Annotated in this window: 27 protein-coding genes and 2 tRNA genes; 9 read left to right on the forward strand and 20 right to left on the reverse strand. The window is 71.8% G+C overall.

Features of this window, described 5'->3' with window-relative positions; genetic code table 11:
• Positions 1-21: 21 nt before the first annotated feature.
• The 12 genes from clpX to NOCA_RS19125 all read right to left on the reverse strand — a co-directional run bounded on the left by clpX (position 22) and on the right by NOCA_RS19125 (position 9548).
• Positions 22-1302 (reverse strand): ATP-dependent Clp protease ATP-binding subunit ClpX, encoded by a 1281-nt coding sequence (gene clpX, locus NOCA_RS19070; RefSeq protein WP_011756908.1) that lies wholly within the window; start codon positions 1300-1302, stop codon positions 22-24.
• Positions 1303-1444: 142 nt separating this feature from the next.
• Complete coding sequence (locus NOCA_RS19075) at positions 1445-2056, reverse strand: ATP-dependent Clp protease proteolytic subunit (protein WP_041546689.1); 612 nt, start codon at positions 2054-2056, stop codon at positions 1445-1447.
• A 14-nt stretch (positions 2057-2070) separates the two neighbouring features.
• Positions 2071-2658 carry an ATP-dependent Clp protease proteolytic subunit gene (locus tag NOCA_RS19080; RefSeq protein WP_011756910.1) on the reverse strand — a complete coding sequence of 196 codons (588 nt, stop codon included), beginning with the start codon at positions 2656-2658 and terminating at the stop codon, positions 2071-2073.
• 113 nt (positions 2659-2771) lie between these two features.
• Positions 2772-3254, reverse strand: a complete 483-nt coding sequence (locus NOCA_RS19085) for an SRPBCC family protein (protein ID WP_011756911.1) — start codon at positions 3252-3254, stop codon at positions 2772-2774.
• Position 3255: 1 nt separating this feature from the next.
• Positions 3256-4392, reverse strand: coding sequence for a lipase family alpha/beta hydrolase (locus NOCA_RS19090; protein ID WP_011756912.1), 1137 nt, complete (start codon positions 4390-4392; stop codon positions 3256-3258).
• A 51-nt stretch (positions 4393-4443) separates the two neighbouring features.
• Positions 4444-5859 carry a trigger factor gene (gene tig / locus NOCA_RS19095; protein ID WP_011756913.1) on the reverse strand — a complete coding sequence of 472 codons (1416 nt, stop codon included), beginning with the start codon at positions 5857-5859 and terminating at the stop codon, positions 4444-4446.
• A 39-nt stretch (positions 5860-5898) separates the two neighbouring features.
• Positions 5899-5971: transfer RNA gene (locus NOCA_RS19100), tRNA-Pro, on the reverse strand.
• Positions 5972-6015: 44 nt separating this feature from the next.
• A tRNA-Gly gene (locus NOCA_RS19105) sits at positions 6016-6089 on the reverse strand.
• A gap of 111 nt (positions 6090-6200) precedes the next feature.
• Positions 6201-7304 (reverse strand): PP2C family protein-serine/threonine phosphatase, encoded by a 1104-nt coding sequence (locus NOCA_RS19110; RefSeq protein WP_011756914.1) that lies wholly within the window; start codon positions 7302-7304, stop codon positions 6201-6203.
• Between the two features lie 31 nt (positions 7305-7335).
• A complete protein-coding gene (locus tag NOCA_RS19115; RefSeq protein ID WP_011756915.1) occupies positions 7336-8184 on the reverse strand; it encodes an Fpg/Nei family DNA glycosylase in 849 nt (282 codons plus the stop codon).
• Positions 8177-8665: a ribose-5-phosphate isomerase gene (locus NOCA_RS19120; protein WP_011756916.1), complete on the reverse strand. Its 489-nt coding sequence runs from the start codon at positions 8663-8665 to the stop codon at positions 8177-8179. The genes NOCA_RS19115 and NOCA_RS19120 overlap by 8 nt, the downstream gene beginning before the upstream one ends.
• A 13-nt stretch (positions 8666-8678) precedes the next feature.
• Positions 8679-9548: an alpha/beta hydrolase gene (locus NOCA_RS19125; RefSeq protein WP_011756917.1), complete on the reverse strand. Its 870-nt coding sequence runs from the start codon at positions 9546-9548 to the stop codon at positions 8679-8681.
• A 134-nt stretch (positions 9549-9682) separates the two neighbouring features.
• Here NOCA_RS19125 and alr point away from each other — a divergent pair, with 134 nt between their 5' ends.
• The 4 genes from alr to NOCA_RS19145 are packed head-to-tail and all read left to right on the forward strand — an operon-like array spanning position 9683 to position 13735.
• Positions 9683-10825, forward strand: coding sequence for an alanine racemase (alr, locus tag NOCA_RS19130; protein ID WP_011756918.1), 1143 nt, complete (start codon positions 9683-9685; stop codon positions 10823-10825).
• Entirely contained in the window at positions 10822-11757 is a 936-nt protein-coding gene (locus NOCA_RS19135) for a D-alanine--D-alanine ligase family protein (protein WP_011756919.1), read from the forward strand. The genes alr and NOCA_RS19135 overlap by 4 nt, the downstream gene beginning before the upstream one ends.
• 11 nt (positions 11758-11768) lie before the next feature.
• Positions 11769-13049: a sensor histidine kinase gene (locus tag NOCA_RS19140; RefSeq protein WP_011756920.1), complete on the forward strand. Its 1281-nt coding sequence runs from the start codon at positions 11769-11771 to the stop codon at positions 13047-13049.
• A complete protein-coding gene (locus tag NOCA_RS19145) occupies positions 13046-13735 on the forward strand; it encodes a response regulator (protein ID WP_011756921.1) in 690 nt (229 codons plus the stop codon). The genes NOCA_RS19140 and NOCA_RS19145 overlap by 4 nt, the downstream gene beginning before the upstream one ends.
• A gap of 10 nt (positions 13736-13745) precedes the next feature.
• On the opposite strand, the gene purE is transcribed toward NOCA_RS19145, so the two are convergent.
• From purE to NOCA_RS19175, 6 genes are all read right to left on the reverse strand, one after another.
• Positions 13746-14303 (reverse strand): 5-(carboxyamino)imidazole ribonucleotide mutase, encoded by a 558-nt coding sequence (gene purE / locus NOCA_RS19150; RefSeq protein WP_443189690.1) that lies wholly within the window; start codon positions 14301-14303, stop codon positions 13746-13748.
• Entirely contained in the window at positions 14278-15429 is a 1152-nt protein-coding gene (locus NOCA_RS19155) for a 5-(carboxyamino)imidazole ribonucleotide synthase (RefSeq protein ID WP_041546693.1), read from the reverse strand. Before NOCA_RS19155 ends, purE begins: the two co-directional genes overlap by 26 nt.
• Before the next feature lie 71 nt (positions 15430-15500).
• Positions 15501-15812: a winged helix-turn-helix domain-containing protein gene (locus tag NOCA_RS19160; RefSeq protein WP_041546695.1), complete on the reverse strand. Its 312-nt coding sequence runs from the start codon at positions 15810-15812 to the stop codon at positions 15501-15503.
• Between the two features lie 231 nt (positions 15813-16043).
• Positions 16044-17051, reverse strand: coding sequence for an adenylate/guanylate cyclase domain-containing protein (locus NOCA_RS19165; protein WP_011756925.1), 1008 nt, complete (start codon positions 17049-17051; stop codon positions 16044-16046).
• Complete coding sequence (locus NOCA_RS19170) at positions 17038-17538, reverse strand: PH domain-containing protein (protein WP_011756926.1); 501 nt, start codon at positions 17536-17538, stop codon at positions 17038-17040. Before NOCA_RS19170 ends, NOCA_RS19165 begins: the two co-directional genes overlap by 14 nt.
• A 12-nt stretch (positions 17539-17550) precedes the next feature.
• Complete coding sequence (locus NOCA_RS19175; protein ID WP_238383370.1) at positions 17551-18357, reverse strand: biotin--[acetyl-CoA-carboxylase] ligase; 807 nt, start codon at positions 18355-18357, stop codon at positions 17551-17553.
• Positions 18358-18413: 56 nt separating this feature from the next.
• Between NOCA_RS19175 and NOCA_RS19180 the strand changes: the two genes are divergently transcribed.
• The 5 genes from NOCA_RS19180 to NOCA_RS19200 all read left to right on the forward strand — a co-directional run bounded on the left by NOCA_RS19180 (position 18414) and on the right by NOCA_RS19200 (position 23348).
• Complete coding sequence (locus NOCA_RS19180; RefSeq protein ID WP_011756928.1) at positions 18414-20036, forward strand: acyl-CoA carboxylase subunit beta; 1623 nt, start codon at positions 18414-18416, stop codon at positions 20034-20036.
• A 155-nt stretch (positions 20037-20191) separates the two neighbouring features.
• Positions 20192-20446, forward strand: coding sequence for an acyl-CoA carboxylase epsilon subunit (locus tag NOCA_RS19185; RefSeq protein ID WP_011756929.1), 255 nt, complete (start codon positions 20192-20194; stop codon positions 20444-20446).
• A gap of 171 nt (positions 20447-20617) precedes the next feature.
• Positions 20618-22108 (forward strand): glycosyltransferase family 2 protein, encoded by a 1491-nt coding sequence (locus tag NOCA_RS19190; protein ID WP_011756930.1) that lies wholly within the window; start codon positions 20618-20620, stop codon positions 22106-22108.
• Between the two features lie 30 nt (positions 22109-22138).
• Positions 22139-22861, forward strand: a complete 723-nt coding sequence (locus NOCA_RS19195) for a hypothetical protein (RefSeq protein WP_011756931.1) — start codon at positions 22139-22141, stop codon at positions 22859-22861.
• A gap of 166 nt (positions 22862-23027) precedes the next feature.
• Entirely contained in the window at positions 23028-23348 is a 321-nt protein-coding gene (locus tag NOCA_RS19200; RefSeq protein WP_238383371.1) for an HNH endonuclease signature motif containing protein, read from the forward strand.
• Between the two features lie 58 nt (positions 23349-23406).
• Here NOCA_RS19200 and NOCA_RS19205 read toward each other — a convergent pair whose 3' ends face one another.
• The gene (locus NOCA_RS19205) at positions 23407-24477 is read right to left on the reverse strand and encodes a response regulator transcription factor (protein ID WP_011756933.1); all 1071 of its coding nucleotides are present in this window, start codon (positions 24475-24477) and stop codon (positions 23407-23409) included.
• 84 nt (positions 24478-24561) lie between these two features.
• Positions 24562-25602: a glycoside hydrolase family 6 protein gene (locus tag NOCA_RS19210; RefSeq protein ID WP_011756934.1), complete on the reverse strand. Its 1041-nt coding sequence runs from the start codon at positions 25600-25602 to the stop codon at positions 24562-24564.

The raw sequence follows: 25602 nt of genomic DNA on the forward strand, positions 1-25602 counted from the left end.
CGCACCCGCTGCCACGTCCGCCTACGCGGACTTCTTCTTCTTCTCCGACTCGCGCGGGATCAGGGTCGGCGAGACCCCGTCCATGACGACCTCGCGGGTGACGATCACCTTCGCGATGTCGCCACGCGAGGGCACGTCGTACATCACGTGGAGGAGGACCTCCTCGATGATCGCGCGCAGGCCACGGGCACCGGTGCCGCGCTCGAGCGCGTTGTCGGCGATCGCCTCGATGGCGTCGGGGGTGAACTCGAGCTCGACACCGTCGAGCTCGAAGAGCTTCTGGTACTGCTTGACCAGGGCGTTGCGCGGCTCGGTGAGGATCTGCACGAGGGCCTCCTGGTCGAGCTTGCTCACGCTCGCGATCAGCGGCAGCCGGCCGATGAACTCGGGGATCAGGCCGAACTTCGTGAGGTCCTCGGGCCGGACCTGGGCGAGCAGGTCCTCGGCCTCGCGCTCGGCCTTGCCGCGGACCTCGGCGGTGAAGCCGAGGGTCTTCTTGCCGACCCGCTGCTCGATGATGTGCTCCAGCCCGGCGAACGCCCCACCCACGACGAACAGGATGTTCGTGGTGTCGATCTGGATGAACTCCTGGTGGGGATGCTTGCGGCCGCCCTGCGGCGGGACCGAGGCGGTGGTGCCCTCGATGATCTTGAGCAGCGCCTGCTGGACGCCCTCGCCGGAGACGTCGCGGGTGATCGAGGGGTTCTCCGCCTTGCGGGCCACCTTGTCGATCTCGTCGATGTAGATGATGCCGGTCTCGGCCTTCTTGACGTCGTAGTCGGCGGCCTGGATCAGCTTGAGCAGGATGTTCTCGACGTCCTCACCGACGTAGCCGGCCTCGGTGAGCGCGGTGGCGTCGGCGATCGCGAACGGCACGTTGAGCATCCGGGCCAGGGTCTGCGCGAGGTAGGTCTTGCCGCAGCCGGTGGGGCCGATCACCAAGATGTTGGACTTGGCGACCTCGACGACCTCCTCCTTGCTGTGCTTGCCCGACATGGGCTGGAGGCCGGCCTGCACCCGCTTGTAGTGGTTGTAGACCGCGACGGCGAGTGACTTCTTGGCCTGCTCCTGGCCGATGACGTAGGAGTTGAGGAACTCGAAGATCTCCTTGGGCTTCGGCAGCTCGTCGAGGCTGACCTCGGCGCCCTCGCTGAGCTCCTCCTCGATGATCTCGTTGCACAGGTCGATGCACTCGTCGCAGATGTAGACGCCGGGGCCCGCGATCAGCTTCTTGACCTGCTTCTGGCTCTTCCCGCAGAACGAGCACTTGAGCAGGTCGCCTCCGTCACCGATACGTGCCACGGGCGGTCATCCTCCGGTCTGTCGAGCAGTGCTTCGTGCTGTGCGGTCGATCCTGGTGCCGATGGGTGGGCCGAGGCCCTCTCCGACGGTACCTCCTGCCGCCCCCTGCCGGGGGCCGGACACGAGGAACACTCCGGACGGGTCAGCCGGCCACCGCGGGAGTGCCCTTGAGCGACTCGAGCACGGCGTCGATCAGGCCGTACTCGACCGCGCCCTCGGCGGTGAGGATCTTGTCCCGCTCGATGTCGTGGCTGACCTCCTCGATGGAGCGGCCGCTGTGGTCGCTGATCATCTTCTCGAGCAGCTCGCGCATCCGCAGGATCTCGTTGGCCTGGATCTCGATGTCGGAGGTCTGGCCGAAGGTGCCCTCGGTGTAGGGCTGGTGGATCAGGATCCGGCTGTTCGGCAGCGCCAGCCGCTTGCCGGGGGTGCCGGCCGCCAGCAGGATCGCCGCCGCGGACGCGGCCTGCCCGATGCACACGGTCTGCACGTCGGGCTTGATGAACTTCATCGTGTCGTAGATCGCGGTCAGCGCGGTGAACGAGCCGCCGGGGCTGTTGATGTAGATGCTGATGTCCTGGTCGGGGTTCATCGACTGCAGGCAGAGCAGCTGGGCGATCACCGCGTTCGCGACGTCGTCGGAGATCGGCGTGCCGAGGTAGATGATCCGGTCCTCGAACAGCTTGGCGTAGGGGTCGATGCGCCGGAAGCCGTACGACGTGCGCTCTTCCCACTGCGGGATGTAGTAGTTCATCTCAGACATTCGGGTCAGTCCTTCTGCCGGGCCGGGCGGCCGTCGTCGGCGGCCTCGCGAGCGCTCTTGATGACCTGGTCGACCAGGCCGTACTCCTTGGCCTGGTCGGCGGTGAACCACCGGTCGCGGTCGGCGTCCATCTCGATCTGCTCGACCGTCTGGCCGGTGTGCTCGGCGATCAGCTCGAGCAGGACCTTCTTGATGTGCAGCGACTGCTGGGCCTGGATCTTGATGTCCGAGGCCGAGCCGCCCATGCCGGAGGAGGGCTGGTGCATCATGATCCGCGCGTGCGGCAGCGCGTAGCGCTTGCCCTTGGTGCCCGCGCAGAGCAGGAACTGGCCCATCGAGGCGGCCAGCCCCATCCCGACGGTGGCGACGTCGTTGGGGATGTAGTTCATGGTGTCGTAGATCGCCATGCCCGCGTCGACCGAGCCACCGGGCGAGTTGATGTGGAGGAAGATGTCCGCCTCGGGGTCCTCCGCCGAGAGCAGCAGCAGCTGGGCGCAGATCGCGTTCGCGTTCTGGTCACGCACCTCGGAGCCGAGGAAGACGATCCGCTCGCGCAGCAGCCGCTGGTAGATGTGGTCGTCGAGCACGTTCATGCCCGCGCCGCCGTTGAGCTGTGGGCTGGAGTTCTGGGTCACGAGAGCGACCCTAGCCGGAAGGGAGGACAGAACCACTGCCAATCCCCCGCTGTTCGCCGACAGCAGATAAGTCACGCCTCGGCGGCGGCCTTCAGCCGGGCCACGGTGCGAGCCATGGCCTCCTCGAGCTCGTCGGCGTGCCCCTCGCTGCCACCCAGGGCGAGCGGTGCGAAGACCTTGCTCACCAGGGTGAGCCGCTTCGGGACCGGCCGGCGGTGCACCACCCGGGTGGCGGTCCCGTCGGGTCCGTCCGGGGTCAGCTCCCAGATCCACCGGGCGCCGCTCGAGACGGTGTCCCAGGCGATCCGGAGCCCCGGCTCCAGGGCGGAGACGACGTTGCGCGTGGGCCACACGGCCGCCTTGCGGCGGTTGATGCCGAGGTACCACTGCCCGACCCGGAGCCCGCCGGGCTTGAGGGGGATCATCCGGACCAGCTCCGGACTCCACTCGGGCATCCGGTCGAAGTCGGTGACCAGGGCCCACACCCGCTCGGGTGGCGCCTGGATGGTGGCCGCGGCGCTCAGCTCTCGCTCGGCCCTCGACGACTGGGTCACGTCAGGCAGTCTGGCAGAGCCAGTCCCGGAGGGCACGGTGCACCTCAGGGTGGTTGAGCAGCCCGAAGTGGTCGGTGCGGCCCACGTGCAGCACGTCGGCGTCGGGGAACAGCTCCGCGCCGTAGCGGTCGCGGCCGTACGCCGAGGGCACCCGGACGAGCAGGTCGCCCACGAGGTGCCCCACGGGGTGCCGCCTGCTGGCGGTCACGGTGGCCGCGACCAGCCGGTACCGGGCGAGCGGTAGCGGCGGGACGTCCTGCGCCAGTCCGGCGACGAGGTCGTGCACGCCGATCGAGCGCAGGTCGAGGATCCGCCCGAACGTCGCCGTCTCGGGCAGCCGGCCGAGACCGCGGCTGCCGTGCCCGACCCCCCGGGCGATCGGCGCGCCCAGGTGGGGAGTCCCGAGCGTGACCACGTCGGACACGAGGTGCGTCCACGGCCGCTCGACGCCGTGCGCCACCGCCCCGGCCGCGCGCAGGATGAGCCCGCCCATGGAGTGCCCGACCAGGGCGATCCGGCGCACCGGCTCCGGCCACTCCTCGACCAGCCGCTGGAGCAGCGCCGAGAGCGCGACCCCGTTCTCCCGCAGGCCGAGACCGGTGTTGGCGCGCAGGAAGACCGGGGTCCAGCCCGCGGCCGCCAGCATCTCGCCGTACGTCGTGCCGGTGCGCTCGCGGCCCCGATCCCAGTAGGACTCGTTCTCGCAGAGGCCGTGCAGGAGGACCACGACGCGGCCCGTGGCCTCGGGGAAGGCGGTGGCGAGGCCCGGCGCGTCCAGCGGCACGTCCCGGCCCGCCGACCGGACCGCCATGGGGATCGCGAGCCGCGGTCGCTCGGCCACCAACCGGTCGCCGATCAGCCCGTTGACGGCCGAGCTGACGAAGCGACCGCGCGGGCCGTCCTCCAGGCGCGGCCCGACACCGGTCTCGGCGACCCGGGCCAGCCCCGCGGAGGCCGCGCGCAGGCCGAGGCCGACGCCCCCGCACACTGCCGACGTGACGGTGTGGCCGGGATAGCCGCCGAACCGCCCGGCCCAGGCATCGTGGGTGTCTCGCACGCTGCGGACGACCAGCTCGTCGGCGACCTCGGACAGCAGGGAGAGCGCGTCGAGATAGGTCGGCGCGGAGGGGCTGCTCACGGCCGACACCCTAGCCGGTGAGTGCACAGTTGTGCACTCACCGGCTAGGGGTCACTGCTCGGTGTCGGCCTCGGTGTCGGTCTCGGCGGCCGGCTCGATCTCGATCTCGGTCTCGGCCTCGATCTCGTCCTCCGGCTCGCCGATGGTGCCGTCGGGACGCAGGTTCTTCAGCTCGACGACGTTGCCGGAGCCGTCCTTGACGACCGCGGCCTCCACGATCCGGGCGAGCGCCTTGCCGCGCAGGATCTCCTGCACCAGCTCGGGGATGTGGTTGTGCTCGAACATGTGGTTCGCGAACTCCTGCGGGTCCTGGCCGGACTGCTGGGCGCGGCGCACCAGGTGCTCGGAGAGCTCGGCCTGGTCGATGCCGAACTCCTCCTTCTTGGCGACCTCGTCGAGGAGGAACTGGGCGGCGACCGCGTCGCGGACCCGCCGCTCGAGGTCGGCCTCGAACTCCTCCATGGTCTGGCCCTCGTCCTCGAGGTACTTCTCCATGGTGATGCCGGCGTACGCGAGCTGCTGCTCGACGTTCTGGCGGCGGGCGTTGAGCTCGTCGGTGACCACGACCTCCGGCAGCGGCACCTCGACCCGGTCGAGCAGCTGCTCGAGGACGGCGTCGCGGGCGGCGGCCGCCTGCTCGAGGCGACGGCCCCGGCCGAGGCGCTCACGGACGTCTGCGGTGAGCTCCTCGACGGTGTCGAACTCGGAGGCCATCTGCGCGAACTCGTCGTCGAGCTCGGGGAGCTCCTGCTCCTGGACCTGACTCACGGTGACCGCGACGTCGACCGCCTCGCCGACCATGTCGCCGCCGACCAGCTCGGACTGGAAGGTCTTCTCGTCGCCGGCCGACATGCCGACCAGCGCCTCGTCGAGGCCGTCGAGCATGCCGCCGCGGCCCACGCGGTAGGACATGCCGGAGACCTCGGCGCCCTCGATCGGCTCGCCGTCCCGGGTCGCCACGAGGTCCATGACCACGAAGTCGCCCTCGGCGGCCGGCCGCTCGACGTCGATCAGGGTCGCGAACCGCTCGCGCAGCGCCTCCACCTGCTCCTCGACATCGGCGTCGCTGAGCTCGATGTCGTCGACCTGCGCCTCGACGCCGTCATAGTCCGGCAGCGCGATCTCGGGCCGGATGTCGACCTCGGCGGTGAACTCGAGGGCCTGGTTGTCCTCGAACTTGGTGACCTCGATCTCCGGCTGCGCCAGCGGCTGGAGGGAGTTGGCCTGGAGTGCCTCGACGTACTTCTGCGGGACGACGTCGTTGATCGCCTGGTCGAGGACCGCGCCGCGGCCGACCTGGCGGTCGATGATGGCCGGCGGGACCTTGCCGCGCCGGAAGCCGGGCACGTTGATCTGCTTGGCAATCTGCTTGTACGCCGCGTCGAGGCTCGGCTTGAGCTCCTCGAAGGGCACCTCGACGGTCAGCTTGGCCCGGGTCGGGCTCAAGGTCTCGACGGCGCTCTTCACAGGCTTTTCTCCTCATGCATCTGTTAGGTGGGTGGTGCGTCGGGGCGACAGGACTCGAACCTGCGATCTCCTGCTCCCAAAGCAGGCGCGCTAGCCACTACGCTACGCCCCGCCAAGCGGGGTCCGGTCCGCCTCGGTGGCGGCTCGGTCCCTGCTTGGAGCGGATGACGGGAATCGAACCCGCGTAGCCAGTTTGGAAGACTGGGGCTCTACCATTGAGCTACATCCGCGCACCCGGGGGCCAGGCCCCCGCGAACCCCCGAATCGTGCCATACGCGCACGGCAGCCCCCCAACCGAGGGCACCACGCGGGCCCGGCTCCCGCCCGGGTCGCACCGGTCGTCAGCGGCGGTGCAGCAGCACCAGTGCGCGGTCGTCGTTGTCCGAGCCGAGGGACTCGACCAGCCGGTCGGCGCCGCCCGCGAGCCCGCCGCGCAGCAGCCGCTCCGCCTGACCGAGCATCCGGTCGATGCCCAGGCCGATCTCGCGGCGCGGGGTCTCGACGAGACCGTCGGTGTACAGGAGCAGCGCGTCGCCGGGCCGGAGCAGGCCGTGGACGACCGCGAACTCGGCGTCCTCGATCAGCCCGAGCACCGGGCCCTCCCCCTCGTGGACGGTCCACCGTCCCGAGCCGGCGTCCAGCTGGGCGGCCGGCGGGTGGCCCGCCGTACGGACCTCGAACTCGCCCGTGTCGGTGTCCAACGAGAGATGGATGGCCGTGGCGAAGCCCTCGTCCCAGTCCTGGCGGAGCAGGTAGTCGTTGGCGGCCTCGAGGAACTCGCCCGGTGGCAGCGCGCCGAGCAGGCCGCCGAACGCCCCGGACAGCTGGAGGGCGCGGGTGCCGGCCTGCTCGCCCTTGCCCGAGACGTCGACCACGGCGAGCTCGACCAGGCTGCTGCGGCGGGGCCTGGTGGCGACGACGAAGTCGCCGGCGAACGGTGTGCCGCCCGCCGAGCGCAGCGCCGTCTCGAGCAGCCAGTCGTCGGAGAGCGCCGGGACGCCGCCCTGGTTGAGGATCCGGTCGCGCAGGTCGACGAGCATCGACTCGCCCAGGACCCCGGCGACCCCGAGCCGCGAGCGGCGGAAGGAGGTGACCAGCACGATGAAGCAGAGCAGGAAGACGATCGCGATCGAGATCACGGTGCGCAGCAGGATCCGCTCCTGGCGACCCACGGTGAGCATCAGCATCACCATCAGGAACACCACGAACCACGGCAGGTGCCGGGGCCCGAGCAGCAGGCTGCCGAGCAGCAGCGGGACCATCAGCGCGGTCAGCGGGATGATCGTCGGCCAGGTCATCACGACGGCGGTGATGACCACCGTGAGCGCGACCAGCGCGACCAGGACCCGGTTGTGCGGCCGGATCCCCCGCCCGATGGCCTGGCTGACGGAGGGTCGCCGCCGCGCGGACCGGAGGGGCCGGGCCACCTCGGAGGGAGCGGTCATGGTCGGGATCGGTCCTCGTGCTCGGGGGTGCTCACTGTAATGCCCGGGATCGGAACCGGGGCTGGCAACGCGGACACCAGAACAGGTTTCTCCCCTGGAGCTCGGCCGTGCGGACCGTGGCGCCGCAGACGTGGCACGGCTGTCCGGTCCGGCGGTAGACGTAGACCTCGCCCCCGTGGTCGTCGCGGCGCGGCGGCCGGCCCATCGCCTCGGGCGTGTGCTCGGGCCGCACGGTGTCGATCCGGCCGGTCCGGACGCCCTCGCGCATCAGCACCACCAGGTCGTCCCACATCGCCTGCCACTGCCCGACGCGCAGCGTGTTGCCGGGGCGTTGCGGGTCGATCCGGTGCCGGAACAGGAGCTCGGCCCGGTAGACGTTCCCGACGCCGGCAAGCACGGCCTGGTCCATCAGCAGGCCGCCGATCGGCGCCTTGCTGCGGCGGATCCGGGCCCAGGCCCGGCCTGGATCGGCATCGGCACGCAGCGGGTCGGGACCCGAGCGCGCGACGACGGCGTCACGCTGCTCCCGGGTCACCAGCTCGCAGGTCGTGGCGCCGCGCAGGTCGGCGTACGCGTGCCAGGACCGGTCCGCGGCCACGATCCGCAGGCGCACCTGCCCGACCGCCGCCGGCACCTGCTCGACGCCCGCGACCAGGTCGAGCTTCCCGTAGAGCCCGAGGTGGATGTGCACGAAGCGCTCGTCGGGGAAGGCGATGAACAGGTGCTTGCCCCAGGCCTCGGCGCCGACCAGCACCTGCCCGTCGACGAGGGCGGCCGAGTCGGCGAACCGGCCCTGCGGGCTGCCGGTGCGCACCACCCGGCCGGCGAAGGTCGCGGTGATCTCGTCGGCCAGGCGGTGGAGGGTGTGGCCCTCAGGCATCGCCGGGGAGGGCGGGGAGCTCGCCGGTGCTCTCGTACGCCGCCAGCTGCCCGATCCGACGCACGTGTCGCTCCTCGCCGCTGAACGGCTCGGCGAGGAAGATCTCGACGAAGCGGGTCATGTCCTCCAAGGAGTGCATCCGGCCGCCGACCGAGACGACGTTGGCATCGTTGTGCTGACGGGCGAGGACCGCGGTCTCCTCCGACCAGACCAGCGCACACCGGATGCCGTGCACCTTGTTCGCGGCCATCTGCTCGCCGTTGCCGGAGCCGCCGATCACCACGCCCAGGCTGTCCCGCCCGGCGGCCCGCTCCTCGGCCACCGCCGCCGCGGCGCGCAGGCAGAACACGGGGTAGTCGTCGAGGGCGTCGTAGGCGAACGGGCCGTGGTCCACGGGCTCGTAGCCGTGGTCGGTGAGCCAGCGACTGAGGTGGTCCTTGAGGTCGAGTCCGGCATGGTCGCAGCCGAGGTGCACGCGCATGGCGCCCATCCTGTCAGCCGTGCTGGCGCAGGAAGCCCGCCGCCTGCCGGATCAACGGCTCGGACGCGGTGAAGACGCTCGGGTGGCGCCAGAAGCCGTGCACCTGGCCGAGGTAGCGGGTGGCGGTCACCTCGACGCCGGCCTCGGCCAGCCGGCGGGCCAGCTCCTCGCCCTCGTCGCGCAGCGGGTCGTGCTCCGCGGTCACGACCAGGGTGGGAGGAAGCGTCCCGAGCCGCTCGGAGAGCAGGGGCGCGAGGCTGGGGTCGGCGAGGTCGGCCGGCGTTGCGGCGTACTGCTGCCAGTACCACTCCGCCTCCCGCCGGTCGAAGCCGTCCGCCGCGGTCCGGTAGGACTCGAACGCCGCCGTCGGGTCGAGGAACGGGTAGATCAGGACGAGCGCCGCGAACCGGTCGGGGTGGCGCAGGGCGGCGACGAGCGCCAGGTTGCCACCCGCGCTGTCTCCGTGCGCGAACAGCGGTCCGTCGAGCTCGCGCTCGGCCCAGGCGGACGCGGTCGAGACGTCGTCGGGCGCGGCCGGGAACCGGTGCTCCGGCGGTCGGCGGTAGTCCACGCTGAGCACGCTCAGGCCGCTGCGGTTCGCCAGCCGCCGTGCGCCCGGGTCGTGCACGTCGATGTCGTTGAACACGAACCCGCCGCCGTGGACGTGGAGGACCACGCCCGGCGCGGCGCCCGCCGGCCGGTAGAGCCGGCACGGCACCCCGTCCGCGTCGACGTCGCGCACCTCCGCGACCTCCTCGCGCGGCTCGGTCGCAGCCGCCTCCCGGGCCCGGGCGCGCGCGTCCTCGACGTCGTAGCCCTCGGCCCACACGGGCGTCTCGTCGGCCGCGGCCGCCACGGCGCGCTGCGCCTCGGGGTAGAGCATGGCCCGCACCCTACTGAGCCCTGCGGCCCGAGACGGCGCTCCTGGCCGAGGGCTGACCACGGCGGTACTCCGGGCCAGCCGATCGGCACCTCAGATGGAGGCGACCCGATCCCGCGGTTCCTAGCGTCGAGGCCATGACGATCCTGCTCGCGGACCGGCAGCGGACCGGTGCCGGGCCGCGCCCGGACATCGACCTCGCCGCGGTCGCCCACAACACCCGACTGCTCGCGGGTCGGGCGACCGGTGAGCTGATGGCGGTGGTGAAGGCCGACGACTTCGGGCACGGCGCGGTCGAGCTCGCACGCACGGCGCTCGCCAACGGCGCCACCTGGCTGGGCGTGACCACGATCGACGAGGCGCTCGCGCTGCGGGCGGCCGGGCTGACCGCTCCGCTGCTGAGCTGGCTCAACCCGGTCGACGCCGACCTCGCCGCCGCGGTCCGGGCGGGGGTCGATCTCGGCGTACCGGGCCTGCCGCACCTCGACGCGACGACGGCCGCGCGCGGTGCCCGGGTGCACCTGCACGTCGATGCCGGGATGGCGCGCGACGGTGCTGCGCCGGCCACGTGGGGGCAGCTGTGCCGCGCCGCCCGGCGGGCCGAGCAGCGCGGTGAGATCCAGGTGGTCGGCGTGATGGGTCACCTCGGCTGCGCCGAGGACCCGACCGACGAGTGCAACGCCCTCGGCCGCACTCGCTTCGCGTGGGCGCTCGAGACCGCCCGGGCGGCCGGGCTCCGCCCCGCGCACCGCCACCTGGCCGCCACCGCCGCGACCCTGACCGACCCACGCAGCCACCACACGATGAGCCGGGTCGGGGCGGGGCTGGTCGGGATCGACCCGTCGCACACCACCCGGCTGCGTCCTGCGCTGACGCTGATCGCCCCCGTCGTGCAGGTCCGCCGCGTCCGGGGTGGCACGCCGGTCGGCTACGGCCACGCCTACCGCACGTCCGCGGCCACCCACCTCGGCCTGGTACCGCTGGGCTACGCCGACGGGCTGCCGCGGCTCGCCTCGGGCCGGGCCGAGGTGCTGGTCCGCGGCCGCCGGCGCCCGGTGGTCGGCCGGATCTCCATGGACCAGCTCGTGGTCGACCTCGGCGAGCGGCCGGTCGACGTCGGCGAGGGCGTCACCGTCTTCGGGCCGGGCGACGCGGGCGAGCCGACGGTCGCGGAGTGGGCGGCCTGGTCGGAGACGATCGAGCACGAGATCGTCACCGGCATCGGCGCCCGGGTGCCGCGCCGGATCGGCCGTTCCGCGCACCTGCGGAGCCTGTCGTGAGGACCCGGGTAGCGGTCGTCGGTGGCGGTCGCAGCTGCGAGCACGACGTCTCGCTCGCCTCCGCCGCGGCCGTGGCGGCCGGGCTCGACCCGCACCGGTACGACGTGGTCCGGCTGACCATCGGCCGGGACGGCGCTTGGCGCGACGGCGATCGCCCGGTCGGCCTGGCAGCGGCCGTCGAGGTGCTGCGCCGCTGTGATGTCGTGTTCCCGGTCGCGCACGGCCCGCACGGCGAGGACGGCACCCTCGCCGCTCTCTGCGAGCTCGCCGGCGTCCCGTACGTCGGCTCCGGTGTCCGCGCCGGGGCGCTCGCGATGGACAAGTGGGCGACCAAGCTGGTCGCGGCGGCGCTCGGGATCGCCACCGCTGCCGGGCGTCTCGTGACCGCGGCGACGGCGACCCAGGAGACCTGGACGGGCCCGGTCGTGGTGAAGCCGGTCGCGGCCGGCTCCAGCATCGGCGTGGCGTTCGTGTCGGAGCCCGCGTCGTTGCCGCCCGCACTGGCGACCGCCCTCGCGCTCGACGACCGGGCCCTGGTCGAGGAGCTCGTGACCGGCCGGGAGATCGACGTCGCCGTGCTGCGCCGCGCCGACGGCGCGGTGGTCGCGTCCCCGCCGCTCGAGATCGTCGCCGACGGGCTCTTCGACTTCGACGCCAAGTACGGCGGGCGCGCCGACTTCCGGGTGCCGGCCGTGCTGGACGAGGTCGACGCGAAGGCACTCGAGGGCGCCGCGGTGGCGACGTACGACGCCCTGGGCTGCTCCGGTGTCGCCCGCGTGGACTTCTTCCTCACCGACACGGGCCCGGTGCTCAACGAGGTCAACACGGTGCCGGGCATGACCGAGCACTCCCAGGTGCCGCGGATGTTCGCCGCCGCCGGCCTGCCCTACCCCGACCTGCTCGACGAGCTGGTCTGCGGCGCCCACCGGTGAATGTGGTTCGCTTGGCGCGACCCGAGACGACCGACCAGGCGGGAGGACCGACCATCGCTGCCCGCACCGGTGCCGGCACCCGCTGGGCCCCCGACGTGCTCGCGGGCCTCGCGACCCTCCTGCTCGCACTGGTCGAGGCCAACCGGTTCACCTACTACACGAGCGTCGAAGGTCTCGTCCTGGTCGCCTTCGGCCTCGCGGTGGCTGTCGGTCTGTCCCGTGCCCTGCCGGGTGCCGCGCTGGCGATCGCCTGGTTCGTGGGGTTCTCCCAGATCGTCACCGGGACCAACCCGCTGCTCAGCGAGGCGCTGTTCGCCGTCGTCGCCTTCGGGTGCGCGCGCTGGGGCCGGCTGCCGACCCTGTGGCTGAGCGGGCTCTCGATCCCGGTGAGCGCGCTCGTCGTCGTGCTGTGGCTCTCACCGTCGGTCTTCTACGAGGCGCTCCGACAGGCGGGGGTCGAGGGGCTCGCCGAGTCGGCGTACCGCAACGGCAGCGACAACTGGCGGGTGACGGCCGCGGTCCTCGGGATGGCGGTGCTCGCCGCTCCGTGGGCCCTCGGCCTGGCGATGCGCTTCGCCGCACGGTCCCAGGCGTCGCGCCTCTCGCAGGTCGCCGCGGAGGAGCAGCGCGACCAGGCCGAGGAGATCGCCCGGCTGCGCGAGGACCAGGCCCGGTTGGCCCGCGACGTGCACGACGTCGTCGGCCACTCGCTGGCGGTGATCCTCGCGCAGGCCGAGTCCGCGCAGTTCCTCCGCGACGCCGACACCGGGACGCTCCAGCGCACGATGGACAACATCGCGACCACCGCGCGCGAGTCCCTCGACGACGTCCGCCAGGTGCTGTCCTCCACCGGCGGGGACGCCGCGCCCCGGCCCGGCAGCACCGACCTGGACAGCCTGGTCGAGGGCGTCCGGGCCAGCGGCAACGAGGTGCTGTCCACCGAGTTCGGCGTCCCGCAGCCGCTGCCGCCGGAGCTGGCGGCCGTGGCGTTCCGCGTGCTGCAGGAGATGCTGACCAACGCGCTCAAGCACGGCCAGCGCGGGGAGCCGGTGCGGGTGGAGCGACACTGGGAGGGCGAGCTGAGGATCGAGGTGCAGAACGTGGTGGAGCCCGGGGCGGAGGAGACCCAGCCACTCGTGGCGGCGGGTCCGGGCGGTGGCCCGACCGGCGGTCAGGGGCTCGACGGCATGCGGCGCCGGCTCGAGTCGGTCGGCGGCCGCCTCGACGTACGCCGGCGCACCGAGCCGCCCACGTTCACCGCGACCGCGTGGCTGCCGGTCCGCAGCCGATGAGCGAGCCGACCGCCGAGCAGCCGATCCGGGTGCTGCTGGTCGACGACCAAGAGCTGTTCCGCGAGGGCGTGCGGGTGATCGTGGACGCCCAGGAGGGCATGGGCGTCGTCGGGACCGCGGCGGACGGGCTCGAGGCCGTCGCGCTGGTCGAGGAGCTCGAGCCGGACGTGGTGCTGATGGACATCCGGATGCCGGACATGGACGGTGTGGAGGCGACCCGGCAGATCTTCCTGCCCGAGCGGGCCGCGCGCCGTCAGCGGCCGGTCCGGGTGGTGGTGCTCACGACCTTCAACCTCGACGACCGGGCCGCGACCGCGATCCGCCACGGCGCCAGCGGCTTCCTGCTCAAGGGCACCACGCCGGTGATGCTCGCCGACGCGATCCGCACCGTGCACGCCGGCAACGCGGTGCTCGCGCCCACCGACCTGACGACGCTGCTCGACGGCCGGCTCCGCTCCCAGGCGCCCCTGCCGCCGGCGTACCTCACGCTCACCGACAAGGAGCGTGAGGTCTTCACCGCAGTGGCCCGCGGGCTGTCCAACACCGAGATCGCCGGCCTGGTGTTCCTGAGCGAGTCGACCGTGAAGACCCACGTGGGCGCGATCCTGCGCAAGCTCGGGCTGCGTGACCGGGTGCAGATCGTGGTCTTCGCCTACGAGCACGGACTCGTGGGCGAGCGCTCCTAGCGGCGCCGTCCTAGAAGCCGAGGCGCCGGCCGGGCCGGTCGTTGCGGACCGCCTCACCCTTGTGCTGCGCGGTGGTTCGCAGCTCCGCCTGGAAGGCGCGCATCTTGTCCTGGAGCTCGGGGTCGGTGGCGGCCAGGATCCGCACGGCGAGCAGGCCCGCGTTGCGGGCGCCGCCGACCGCGACGGTGGCGACCGGGACGCCCGCGGGCATCTGGACGATCGAGAGGAGGGAGTCCAGACCGTCCAGGTTCTTCAGCGGCACCGGTACGCCGATCACGGGCAGCGGCGTCACCGCAGCGAGCATGCCCGGCAGGTGGGCGGCCCCACCGGCGCCGGCCACGATCACGGACAGGCCGCGGTCCGCGGCCTCCCTGCCGTAGGCCAGCATCTCCTCGGGCATCCGGTGCGCCGAGACCACGTCCGCCTCGTAGCCGATGTCGAACTCGGCCAGCGCCTCGGCGGCGGCCTTCATCACCGGCCAGTCGGAGTCCGACCCCATCACGATGCCGACTCGTGGCTCCACGGCCCGTCCTTCCAAGGGGTTACTCACTCTCGTCTCCCAGGTCACCGCGGAACCAGGCCGCGGCGTGCCGGGCCCGCTCGAGGCAGTCGTCGAGGTCCTCGCCGTAGGCGTTGACGTGCCCGACCTTGCGGCCCGGCCGCAGCTCCTTGCCGTAGAGGTGCACGCGCAGCATCGGGTCCCGGGCGAGCGCGTGCGGGTAGCCGTCGTACAGCCTGCCGACGCTCGTGTCGTCGCTGCCGAGGATGTTCACCATCACCGTCCACCGGGCCCGGGGCGTCGGCGAGCCGAGCGGCAGGTCGAGCACCGCGCGCAGGTGGTTCTCGAACTGGGAGGTGACCGCCCCGTCCTGGGTCCAGTGCCCGGTGTTGTGCGGGCGCATCGCCAGCTCGTTGACCAGGACCCGGCCGTCGCGGGTTTCGAACAGCTCGACCGCGAGGATGCCGGTCACGTCGAGCGCGCCGGCGATGTGCAGCGCGATCTCCTGCGCCCGGCCGGCGAGCGCGGGGTCGAGGTCGGGCGCCGGCGCGATCACCTCGCGGCAGATGCCGTCGACCTGGGTGGAGGCGACGACGGGGTACGCCGCGGCCTGCCCGCTGGGCGAGCGCGCCACGAGCGCCGAGAGCTCCCGCCGGAAGTCGACGAGCTCCTCGGCCACGAGGCGGACGTCGGCCTCGAGCGCGGCCCGGAACGGCTCCTCGCAGTCGCCGACCGAGCGGACGAACCACACGCCCTTGCCGTCGTAACCGCCCCGCGAGGTCTTCAGTACGCACGGGAACCCGAAGGCCGCCACGTCCTCGACGGTCCTGACCAGGGCGTTGCGGGGGCAGGGCACGCCGAGCTCGCCGAGGCGCTCTCGCATCACCGCCTTGTCCTGGGCGTGCACCAGGGCGTGCGGCCCGGGCCGCACCGCGACGCCGTCCTCCTCCAGCGCGTGGAGGTGCCCGGTGGGCACGTGCTCGTGGTCGAAGGTGACGACCGGGCAGCCGGAGGTGACCTTCCGCAGGGTCTCGAGGTCGCGGTAGTCCCCGACCACGTGGTCGGGGATCACCTGGGCCGCCGAGACGCCCTCCCCCTCCGCCAGCAGGCGCAGCGGGAGCCCGAGTGCGTTGGCCGGGGCGGCCATCATCCGGGCCAGCTGGCCGCCGCCGATCACGGCGAGGGTGGGGGCCATCCGCTGGCCGAGCCGACGCTCGGGGCTGGACTCACCGGGGCTGGGCACACCGGAACTCTAGACGGGGTCGCTCAGCGGGTCCGGTCCTCGGTCTCGAAGCGCAGCCCCTCGCCGCGGATCGTGGTGATCAGGCGCGGGTGCCGGCTGTCGTCGCCGAGCTTGCGCCGGACCCAGCCCAGGTGCACGTCGATGGTCTTCGACGAGGTCCAGAACGTCGTGTGCCAGACGTCGCGCATCAGGTCGTCCCGGGTGACGACCTCGCCCGCCCTCTCCATCAGCGCCCGGACGAGGTCGAACTCCTTGCGCGAGAGCACGATCTCGTCAGATCCACGCCACGTCCGCCGCGAGACCGGATCGAGCCTGATGTCCTGCACCTCGATCACGTTCCCACGGTAGGAAGTCGCCAGCCACGCCGCAGCGTAATGGCCGAAATGAGGCCCGCTCGCCAGGTTCCGCCCAGACGTCTGACCGAGGAGCAGGCGATGAGCAAGCGGCGACACCTCCAGCATGACCTCCCGCAGGCAACGCGCCCACCGCAACCACATCGTCGGGAGTCCGGCCCCCAGAGCGATCCCGCGGCCCGCGCGGCGACGAAGTCGACGCGCGAGACGCGGTCACGCGCGGCGTACGGCGACCGGCTCGACGATCCCGAAGCCGCGGACCGGCCGGGCCGGCAGCGGCCGGGTCTCGAACTCCTTGGCCGGCAGCAGCCCCGCGGTGGCGGAGTCGATGATGATCCGGTTGCGCCGGGCGACCGCGGTGAGCCGGGCGGCCAGGTTGACCGGTGGCCCGAAGACGTCCCCCAGCCGCATCACCACCGAGCCGCTGGCCAGTCCGAGGCGTACGTCGGGCATCCGGGTGTCCCGGCCGACCACGTTGATGATCCCCTCGGCCGTGTCGTACGCCCGGACCGGGTCGTCGTTCACGAACAGCACCGAGTCACCGATGCTCTTGATCACCCGCCCGCGCTGGGCAGCTACCACGTCGGAGCACCGGGACTCGAACAGCTCGACCAGGTCGCCGATCCGCTCCTCGCTCAAGCGGTTCGAGAGTGCCGTGAAGCTGACGATGTCTGCGAACCCGACGGTGAGCTGCACCGTGTTGAGGTCCTCCTCGTTGGCGCGCAGCGCCTCGACCCGCGAGACCGCTGCGGCCAGGTGCCGGCGCCAGACGTAGACGAGGAGCTCCTCGAACGGCTGGTTGATCTCGTCGATGAGCCGGATCGCCGACCCCTCCCGGCTGCCGGTCGCCTCGTCGCCCGCCTCCAGCTCCTCGACCCGGTGCACCAGGGTCGCGACCTCCCAGTCGGCGAGCCGGGCCATGGTCTGGCCGACGGCGCGGGTCAGGTTGACGGCCATGTCGAAGTTGATGGCGCCGGAGGCGACCACGTCGAGCAGGGTCGAGAGCGCGTCGGCGTCCGCGTCGGTGAACGCCGTCTCCAGCCCGTGCTCGGGGAACCCGAGCGCGCGCCACAGCCGGCGTGCCTCCGCGACGGTCACGCCGGTGCGGGCCGCGACCTCCTGGGCGTTGAAGGTAGGCGTCTCGCCGAGGATCGCTCGCTCGAGGTCCTCCGAGGTCGGTGCGGGCTCCGACCCGCTCGGGTCGTCGTCAGGTCCCGTCATGTCCTGCCGAGGGGTGGTTGAGGCTCTGCAGCATGGCGTTGACCTTGCGCTGGGTCTCCTCGACCCGCGGGATGTCGTGCAGCCGGATCTGCCCGTGCTCGCTGGCGTCGGAGATGATCAGCGTCCCGCAGCCGAGCATCCGGTCGATCAACCCGAACTCGTAGGCGATGTCGCTGATCCGCGCCAGCGGCATGTCGTGGCCCCGCCGCACGAGCACGCCGCTGCGGGTGATCAGCCGCCGGTTCGTGAACGTGTACGACGCGGTCGCCCAGATGATCGCCGGGCGCAGCACGTACCAGATGATCCCGACCGCCACGACCGCCCACACCACGTACGCGAGCGTCTGGTCCCACTGGACCTGGACGAAGGTGCCGATCGCCAGCAGGACGACCAGGACGAGGAGCGGGACGATCAGCGCCTTGACGTGCGTACGGGTGTCGACGACGACGGTCTCACCCTCGTTCAGCAGCTTGTGCGAGATGGCCACGCGCCGATCATGTCACTGATCGGCGGCGCGCACGTGCACTACGTCACCCGCGCCGACGACGGTCTCGCCGTCCGCGCCCAGCACCACCAGGCGCCCGGCCCCGTCGACGCCGGTCGCCCGGCCGGTCAGCAGCTGACCCCCGGGCAGGTCGACGCGCACCTCGCGGCCCACGGTCACACAGGCCGCGGCGTACGACGAGCGCAGCCGGGCGGTGGCCTCGGCACCGCCTGCCTGCCAGACGTCGTAGGCCTCGCGCAGCGAGCGGAGCAGCTCGACGAGCAGGTGGGTCCGGTCCGGCTCCGCGCCGGACTCGAGTGTCAGCGACGTCGCCGTCGGGACCGGCAGCTCGTCCGCGGTGAGGCTGACGTTCAGCCCCACCCCGAGCACAGCGGCCGGACCGGAGGGGGTCTCGACCCGCTCGACGAGGATGCCGACGAGCTTGCGATCGCCGACCAGCACGTCGTTGGGCCACTTCACCCCGACGTCGTACCCCTCGGCGCGCAGCGTCTTCATCACGGTGTAGCCGGTGAGCAGCGGCAGCCACGGCCAGTCGGCTGCCGGCGCCGTGGGCCGGACCAGCAACGAGAACGTGAGCGCGGACCGGGCGGGGGCCTCCCAGGCCCGGTCCAGGCGGCCCCGCCCGGCGCTCTGGTGCTCGGCGACGATGACCAGTCCCTCGTCGGCGCCCTCCCGGGCGCGGTCGGACGCGACCGCGTTGGACGAGGTCGCGCTCTCGAGCACCTCGACGACGAGGTCGGGTGCAAGCGCTGCGAGCGGGCGGGGGTCGAGTGATGTGCGTCGCACCGGGTCGGAGGTCACGGGCACTACATTGGCCCACGATCCCAACCCCGTGCCAGTGAGGAGCCCCCCAGAAGATGGCAGCGACGGCGAGCGCCCAGCCCGGCGAGGGAGCCGACTCCCCCGACCTCCACACGACGGCGGGCAAGCTCGCTGACCTCGACCGGCGGCTCGAGGAGGCGGTGCACGCGGGCTCGGCGAAGGCGGTCGAGAAGCAGCACGCCAAGGGTCGAAAGACCGCCCGCGAGCGGATCGAGATGCTCTTCGACGAGGGCTCGTTCGTCGAGCTCGACGAGCTGGCCCGGCACCGGTCGACGGCGTTCGGCCTGGAGAAGAACCGTCCGTACGGCGACGGCGTGGTGACCGGTTACGGCACCGTCGACGGCCGCCAGGTGTGCGTGTTCTCCCAGGACTTCACGGTCTTCGGCGGCTCGCTGGGCGAGGTCTACGGCGAGAAGATCACCAAGGTCATGGACCTCGCGATCAAGACCGGCTGCCCGATCATCGGGATCAACGAGGGCGCCGGAGCCCGGATCCAGGAGGGCGTCGTCTCGCTCGGCCTGTACGGCGAGATCTTCCGCCGGAACGTGCACGCCTCCGGGGTGATCCCGCAGATCTCGATGATCATGGGCTCCTGCGCCGGCGGGCACGTCTACTCCCCGGCGGTCACCGACTTCACGGTCATGGTCGACGGCACCTCCAACATGTTCATCACCGGTCCCGACGTGATCAAGACCGTCACCGGCGAGGACGTGTCGATGGAGGACCTCGGCGGCGCCCGCACGCACAACACCAAGTCCGGCAACGCCCACTACATGGGCTCGGACGAGGAGGACGCGATCGAGTACGTGAAGGCGTTGCTCTCCTACCTCCCGCAGAACAACCTCGACGAGGTCCCGGCGTTCGACGAGGCGGCAGAGCCCGAGTTCACCGACCTGGACCGCAGCCTGGACACGATCATCCCGGACTCGCCGAACCAGCCCTACGACATGCACGAGGTGATCGCGGCCGCCCTGGACGACCAGGAGTTCCTGGAGGTCCAGGAGCTGTTCGCACCGAACATCATCGTGGGCTTCGGCCGGGTCGAGGGCCACTCCGTCGGGGTGGTCGCCAACCAGCCGATGCAGTTCGCCGGCACCCTCGACATCGACGCCTCGGAGAAGGCCGCCCGCTTCGTGCGGTTCTGCGACGCCTTCAACATCCCGGTGCTGACCTTCGTCGACGTGCCGGGCTTCCTGCCGGGCACCGACCAGGAGTGGAACGGCATCATCCGCCGTGGCGCGAAGCTGATCTACGCCTATGCCGAGGCGACGGTCCCGCTGGTCACGATCATCACCCGCAAGGCCTACGGCGGCGCGTACGACGTGATGGGCTCCAAGCACCTGGGCGCCGACATCAACGTCGCCTGGCCGACCGCCCAGATCGCGGTGATGGGGGCCCAGGGCGCGGCGAACATCGTCTACCGCAAGGAGCTCAAGGCGATCGAGGCCGAGGGCGGCGACGTGGAGTCGCGCCGCGCGGAGGTGATCGACGAGTACGAGACCACCCTGGCCAACCCCTACATCGCCGCCGAGCGCGGGTACGTCGACGCGGTGATCGCCCCGCACGAGACCCGCCTGGAGATCGTCCGATCGTTGCGCCTGCTGCGCTCCAAGCGCGAGATCCTGCCCGCGAAGAAGCATGGCAATATCCCGCTGTGAGGGCGCCCCGCGCCCGAGCGCGGGGTATTGCCTGCTTCTTCGCAACCGCGCCGAGTCGGCGGTTCTTGCCGGAGGAGCGCAGCGGGGGAGGCAAGAACCGCCGACTCGGCGCCCCCCAGACCACGGTGAGACGAAAGGCAACGGTGAGTGAGGAAATGAACGAGACCACCGCAAGCACCGACCCCACCGCAAGCACCGACCCCACCCCCACCCGCCCCCTCCTGCGGGTGGTCCGCGGCGACGCGACGCCCGAGGAGGTGGCCGCGGTGGTCGCGGTGTTCGCCGCGCTGCGCACCACCCAGCCGCCCGCGCGCCGGCCCGCGCCGGCGTGGAGCGCCCACCACCGGCGGGTGCGACGCGCCCTCCCGCACGGTCCCGGCGGGTGGCGGTCGAGCGCGCTGCCACGCTGAGCCGTCGGCGCATTCCGCTGACGCGTCCCGGTCCAGACCACTAGGCTCCCGAATTGGGCGAATCTTTGAGGTTTACCGTGTGGCGTCTTGAGGTGCGCTCCCGAGACTGGTGAGGCCAGCAGAACCGGGCGGGCCGCATACGCGACCCGCACGCGACGGGAGACGACGAGCGTGAACGCGAACAGCACGGGTTCGGAGGCGGTGCCGCCGCTCTCGCAGGCGGGGGCCGACAGCCTGCCGTACGTGCGCACCGCCGACCCCGGCCTCGCCGCCTACGAGGGCCGGTTCCTCGGCGAGGTCGAGGAGCTGCCGACGTACCGCCCGACCGTCGGGTGCATCATCCCGGCGTACAACGAAGCCGAGACCATCGCCGGCGTCCTGGACTCCCTGCTCCAGCAGACCCGCCTGCCCGACGCGATCCACGTCATCATCAACAACACCAGCGACGACTCCGTCGAGATCGCCAGCCACTACGCCGGCCCGCACACCCGGATGACCCCGTCCGGGGAACAGAGCACGGTCATCTACGTGCACGACATCGGCAAGAACCCCGACAAGAAGGTCGGTGCCCTCAACTACGGCTACTCGCTCGTGGAGACGATGGACTACCTCCTCGGCGTGGACGGCGACACCACCCCGGAGCCGGACGCCATCGAGCACCTGGTCGACGAGATCGCCAGCGACGACCGGATCGGCGGCATCTCCGCGATCTACTCGATCGACGACAGCGCCCTGGACAGCTGGATGGCGAAGTTCCTGATCGCGGGGCAGCGGGCGCAGTTCTCGGCGTTCAACATGCAGAACCTGCTCAAGGGCCGCAACATGGCGGTCCTCGGCGGCCAGTTCTCGATCTTCTCGACGCAAGCGTTGCGTGACGTGCTGCGCGACAGCCACCAGCGCACCCCGTGGGTCAACGACAGCGAGGTCGAGGACTCGCTGCTCTCGCTGCAGATCAAGAGCGCCGGCTACCTCACCAAGATCAGCGCCCGGGCCCGCGCGCACGTCGGCGGCATGGACACGCTGCGCTCGCTGGACGCCCAGCAGGTGAAGTGGAACTTCGGCGCGATCGACCTGATGTGGCCCGGCCAGCGCGGCGACACCAAGGGGCAGCCCTTCCACCCCAACCTGCGGCTGCGGTGGTTCGAGCACATGTCGATGGTCATCAACATCACCACCCGCACGCTGTTCGTCCTGCTGCTCGCCGGCTCGCTCAACATCCACGCGTTCGTGTTCAGCCCGTGGTGGCTGATCCCGCCGGCGGCCGCCGTCGGGCTGAACTTCCGCGTGGCCCGGTCGATGGCCTTCGCCAACCGGCGCGACTACCTCTTCGCGGTGCTGATCGTCCCGGCGGAGGCCTACATGGTGATCCGGATGGGGCACTTCATCCGGGCCTGGCTGAAGTTCTTCAGTCGGCAGCAGACCGACAACTGGGCCGCCCAGGCCAAGGCCGAGCGCGGCAAGGGCATCGCCTGGACCTACCCCTTCGTCGCGTTCGGCGTCATGTTCGCGGTGTTCGCGGTGGTCTGGACGCAGTTCCTCTCGATCCCGCTGCGCTCCGACATCCTGGCGGTCTGCTGGCCGATCCTCGGCGTGATCACCGTCCTGCAGACCGCCTGGATGATCATCAAGGCCATGAAGCGCTACCGCGGCTTCAAGGCCTGACCCCCCGTGCCCCGATCCTCAGGAGATCCGATGCCTCGCACCCGCTCGCGCCTGTTCCCGGCCGTGGCGGCCCTCGCCACCGTCGCGGTGCTGCTGAGCGGCTGCTCGGTCATCGACGGGCTGACCGGCTCCGACGACGCCAGCGCCACCGCGAGCGCGTCGCCGACCGCCACGGAGACGCCGTACGACTCGCAGTTCACACGCGACGGCACGTTCCAGTCCCACATCGACGTCAACGGCCTCGACTTCGTCTACACGCTGTACCCGACGAAGTCCACGCCGCGCACCAACGAGTGGTACCCGAAGGGCAACAAGTTCTTCTCCTTCACGTTCCAGGCCTACGACCTGGACCGGTCCCTGCGCGACAGGTTCGCGACCAAGCGCAAGGTCTACCTCGAGCACATCACCGTGACCTCGGAGACCAAGACCACGGACGGCGGCCGGGTGCAGCACCCCTACCAGTTGGACGTGATCGCCAAGGACGTCACGTTCGACCCCGAGCCCCTGACGACCAGGTACGGGATGATCATCACCTCGCCCAAGGGGGCCTTCGAGCTGCGCAACCAGAAGATCAGGGGCACCTCACCCGACACCCGGGGCATCGACCTGCTGTTCACCGCGACCGTGTGGATCCAGGAGACCCCGGGATCGACCAGGTTCTACAAGAAGGTGATCCGCCAGAAGGTGCCGATCGCGATCTTCGAGAGCGACCAGCCCACCGAGGCCCAGCCCATCCCCGTCGACGCCAACTGAGCCCCGCGCGACCGCCCGCGCCGTTGGTCGAGCAGCGAGCGCCAGCGAGCGTCGTCGAGACCCCGTAGGCGAAGGCAGGGTGGCGACCACGCAGGCCGCGCAAAGTCTTTACTTTCGAATCTCCCAGGGCCCTGTGGAACAGGGCGTTCTGGGCTTCGGACTGTCGGTGGGCCCTGATCTGGCCGACGAGCTGTGGACCGACCGCTACCAGCCCACCCCGGCCCAGCACGAACAAGCCGTCCTGGCCCACCCGACCTGCGTCTTCCCGGCCTGCACCCGACCCTCGCGGGGCTGCGACCTCGACCACATCGTCCCCTGGCCCCTCGGCCCCACCGCGACGTCGAACCTCGCCCCGCTCCGCCGGCTGCACCACCGGCTGAAGACCACCGGCGGCTGGACCTACCACCGCCACACCCCGACCACGTTCGAGTGGACCAGTCCCCACGCCCGGACCTACCAGGTCACCTCGTCACGACATATCCACTGACCCCACCCGCCGACCCGCGTCGGCGGGGCCGCCGGCACGCGCGGACCACGGCCAGGGCTCAGACGGACTCGGCGAGCCGGTAGCCGACGCCGCGGACCGTCTCGATGTAGCGCGGCGTGGCCGCGTCGTCGCCGATCTTGCGGCGCAGGTTCGCGATGTGTACCTCGACCGAGCGCTTGTCGGCCTCGTTCACGAAGTACGACGTGACGTACTGCTGGCCGCGCATGGTGAGCACCAGGTCGGCCTTGCTGCGCACCCGCCGGCCGGTACTCAGCAGCGAGGCGAGCAGGTCGAACTCGGTGCGGGTCAGGTCCACCGCTGCGCCGTTGACGGTGACGACCCGGGTCTCGTTGTTGAGGGCGAGCCCGTTCAGGCGGACCCAGCCACCGTCGGCGTGCGGTGCCCCGGCCGCGTCCGCAGCGTGCTGCGGGTACGCCGGAGCCTGCTGCAGCGGCACCGGCTGCTGCTGCGGCGGCTGCTGGTACGTCGCGGGCGGGTAGTGCTGCGGCTGCTGGTAGACCGGCTCGACGGGCGGCGCCGGCTGGTAGGGCTGCGGCGCCGGCTGCTGAGGCTGAGGCGCAAGCGGCGGAGCCGGCTGCTGGGCCGGAGGAATCGGCTCGAGGTGGATCGGCTGCAGTGGATGGTTGGCAGCGAGGTCGCGGGCCGCGGCGGCCGCCCAGGACTCTTGATGGGGGTGGTGCTCCACGGCCTGGCCGTCATCGTCCGCCCAGCCCGCGGGCGTGTCGTAGCGGGTCCGCGGACGACGCAGCATCGAGTCCGCGCGGGCCCGCAGTTCACGCGGCCGGAACGGCTTGACCAGGTAGTCGTCGGCACCGGCCTCGAAGCCCTGTACGACGTCGATCTCGTCGGCGAGCGCGGTGATCATGATCAGGTAGGTGTTGCTGAACTCCCGCAGCCGCTTGGCCGCGGCGAAGCCGTCCATCCCGGGCATGTTCACGTCGAGCGTGGTGAGCAGCGGGTTGTGCTGGCGCACCGCCTCCACCCCGTCCGGGCCGTTCTCCGTGACGACCGTGCGGAACCCGGACTGGGTCAGCACGATGTCGATCAGGTCGCGCACATCTGGGTCATCCTCGATGATGACTGCCACCCAGTCGCTGCCCGCCTGCATGTGGCGAATGCTAACAACGCGCGCCTGTCCGCACCGAAAGGCCCGGCGCCCGCGCGCCGGTGTTCTGCCCGGGTCGGGTGATTCTCACCACCCGGACGAGACGGCCATCTCCAGCGCCCGCTCACGCCAGAAGCGCCCGGCGGGCGGCCCGCCTCCGCACTCGCCGTCGCTCTCCCCCGGCGGCTTGACCCAGACGTAGGCGTCGAGGTGCTCCGCGTCGCCCTCCGGCGCCGGCGCCGGGTCGGTGCCGTAGGCCCGACCGGTCGGGTTGCACCAATCCTCGGTCGAGCCGTTGCCGTTCCGTCCGGTGTCGACGATGTAGTGGGCTCCGTCGAGCAGGGCGCTGAGCTGCTCGCCGTACGCACGCTCGTCGGCGTCGGTCTGGTAGTTCGAGACGTTGGTGGCGAAGCCCCGGGCCTGGTCGATCCCGGCCTGCTCGAGCAGCCTCGCCAGCTGATCCGGCTCGATCCAGTGCGAGTGGCCGCCGTCGACGTAGGTCGTCACCTCGGCGTCGGCGAGCCGGGTCACGGCGTCGGCGATCAGCCGCACCCGCTCCGAGCGGCGGTCGCACGCGATCGCCGAGGCGAGCGCGTCCGGCTCGACGACCGCCACGACCGGGACCGAGGGGTCGGCGCCCGAGACGGCGTCCGCGATCTCCTGCACCCAGGGCCCGTACTGGTCCGCGGTCAGGCCACCGCCGGAGAAGCCGCCGGTGCAGTCGCGGTCGGGGATGCCGTACACGACGAACGTCGGCACCTGGCCGGCTGCGTCGGCGGCCCGGACGACCCGCGCGACCAACGGCGCGACCGAGCCGGGCGGGTACTCCTCGGGCGTCAGCCAGATGCCTTGCGGCGTGCTGGCGAGCCGGGAGAGGACCCGCTCCGCCTCGACGTCACCATCCGCCTTCGCCTGCGCTGCGGCCTGGGCGGTCCGCGAGGCCGGGTCGGCGAAGCCGGTCCGGCCCGCGTAGGGGTTGTCCGCGACCGGGTCCGCGCTGCTCGGCGCGTCGTCCGGCTCGCCGCCGCCCGAGCACCCGCCGAGCGCGAGCACGGCGGCCACCAGGGCGACCAGCATCAGGACCGGGGGCCGGATCGACGAGGCGGTCGGCGAGGGGCGGCGGCGCAC

Origin of the sequence: Nocardioides sp. JS614 (genome assembly GCF_000015265.1) — a bacterium.
GTDB lineage: Bacteria > Actinomycetota > Actinomycetes > Propionibacteriales > Nocardioidaceae > Nocardioides.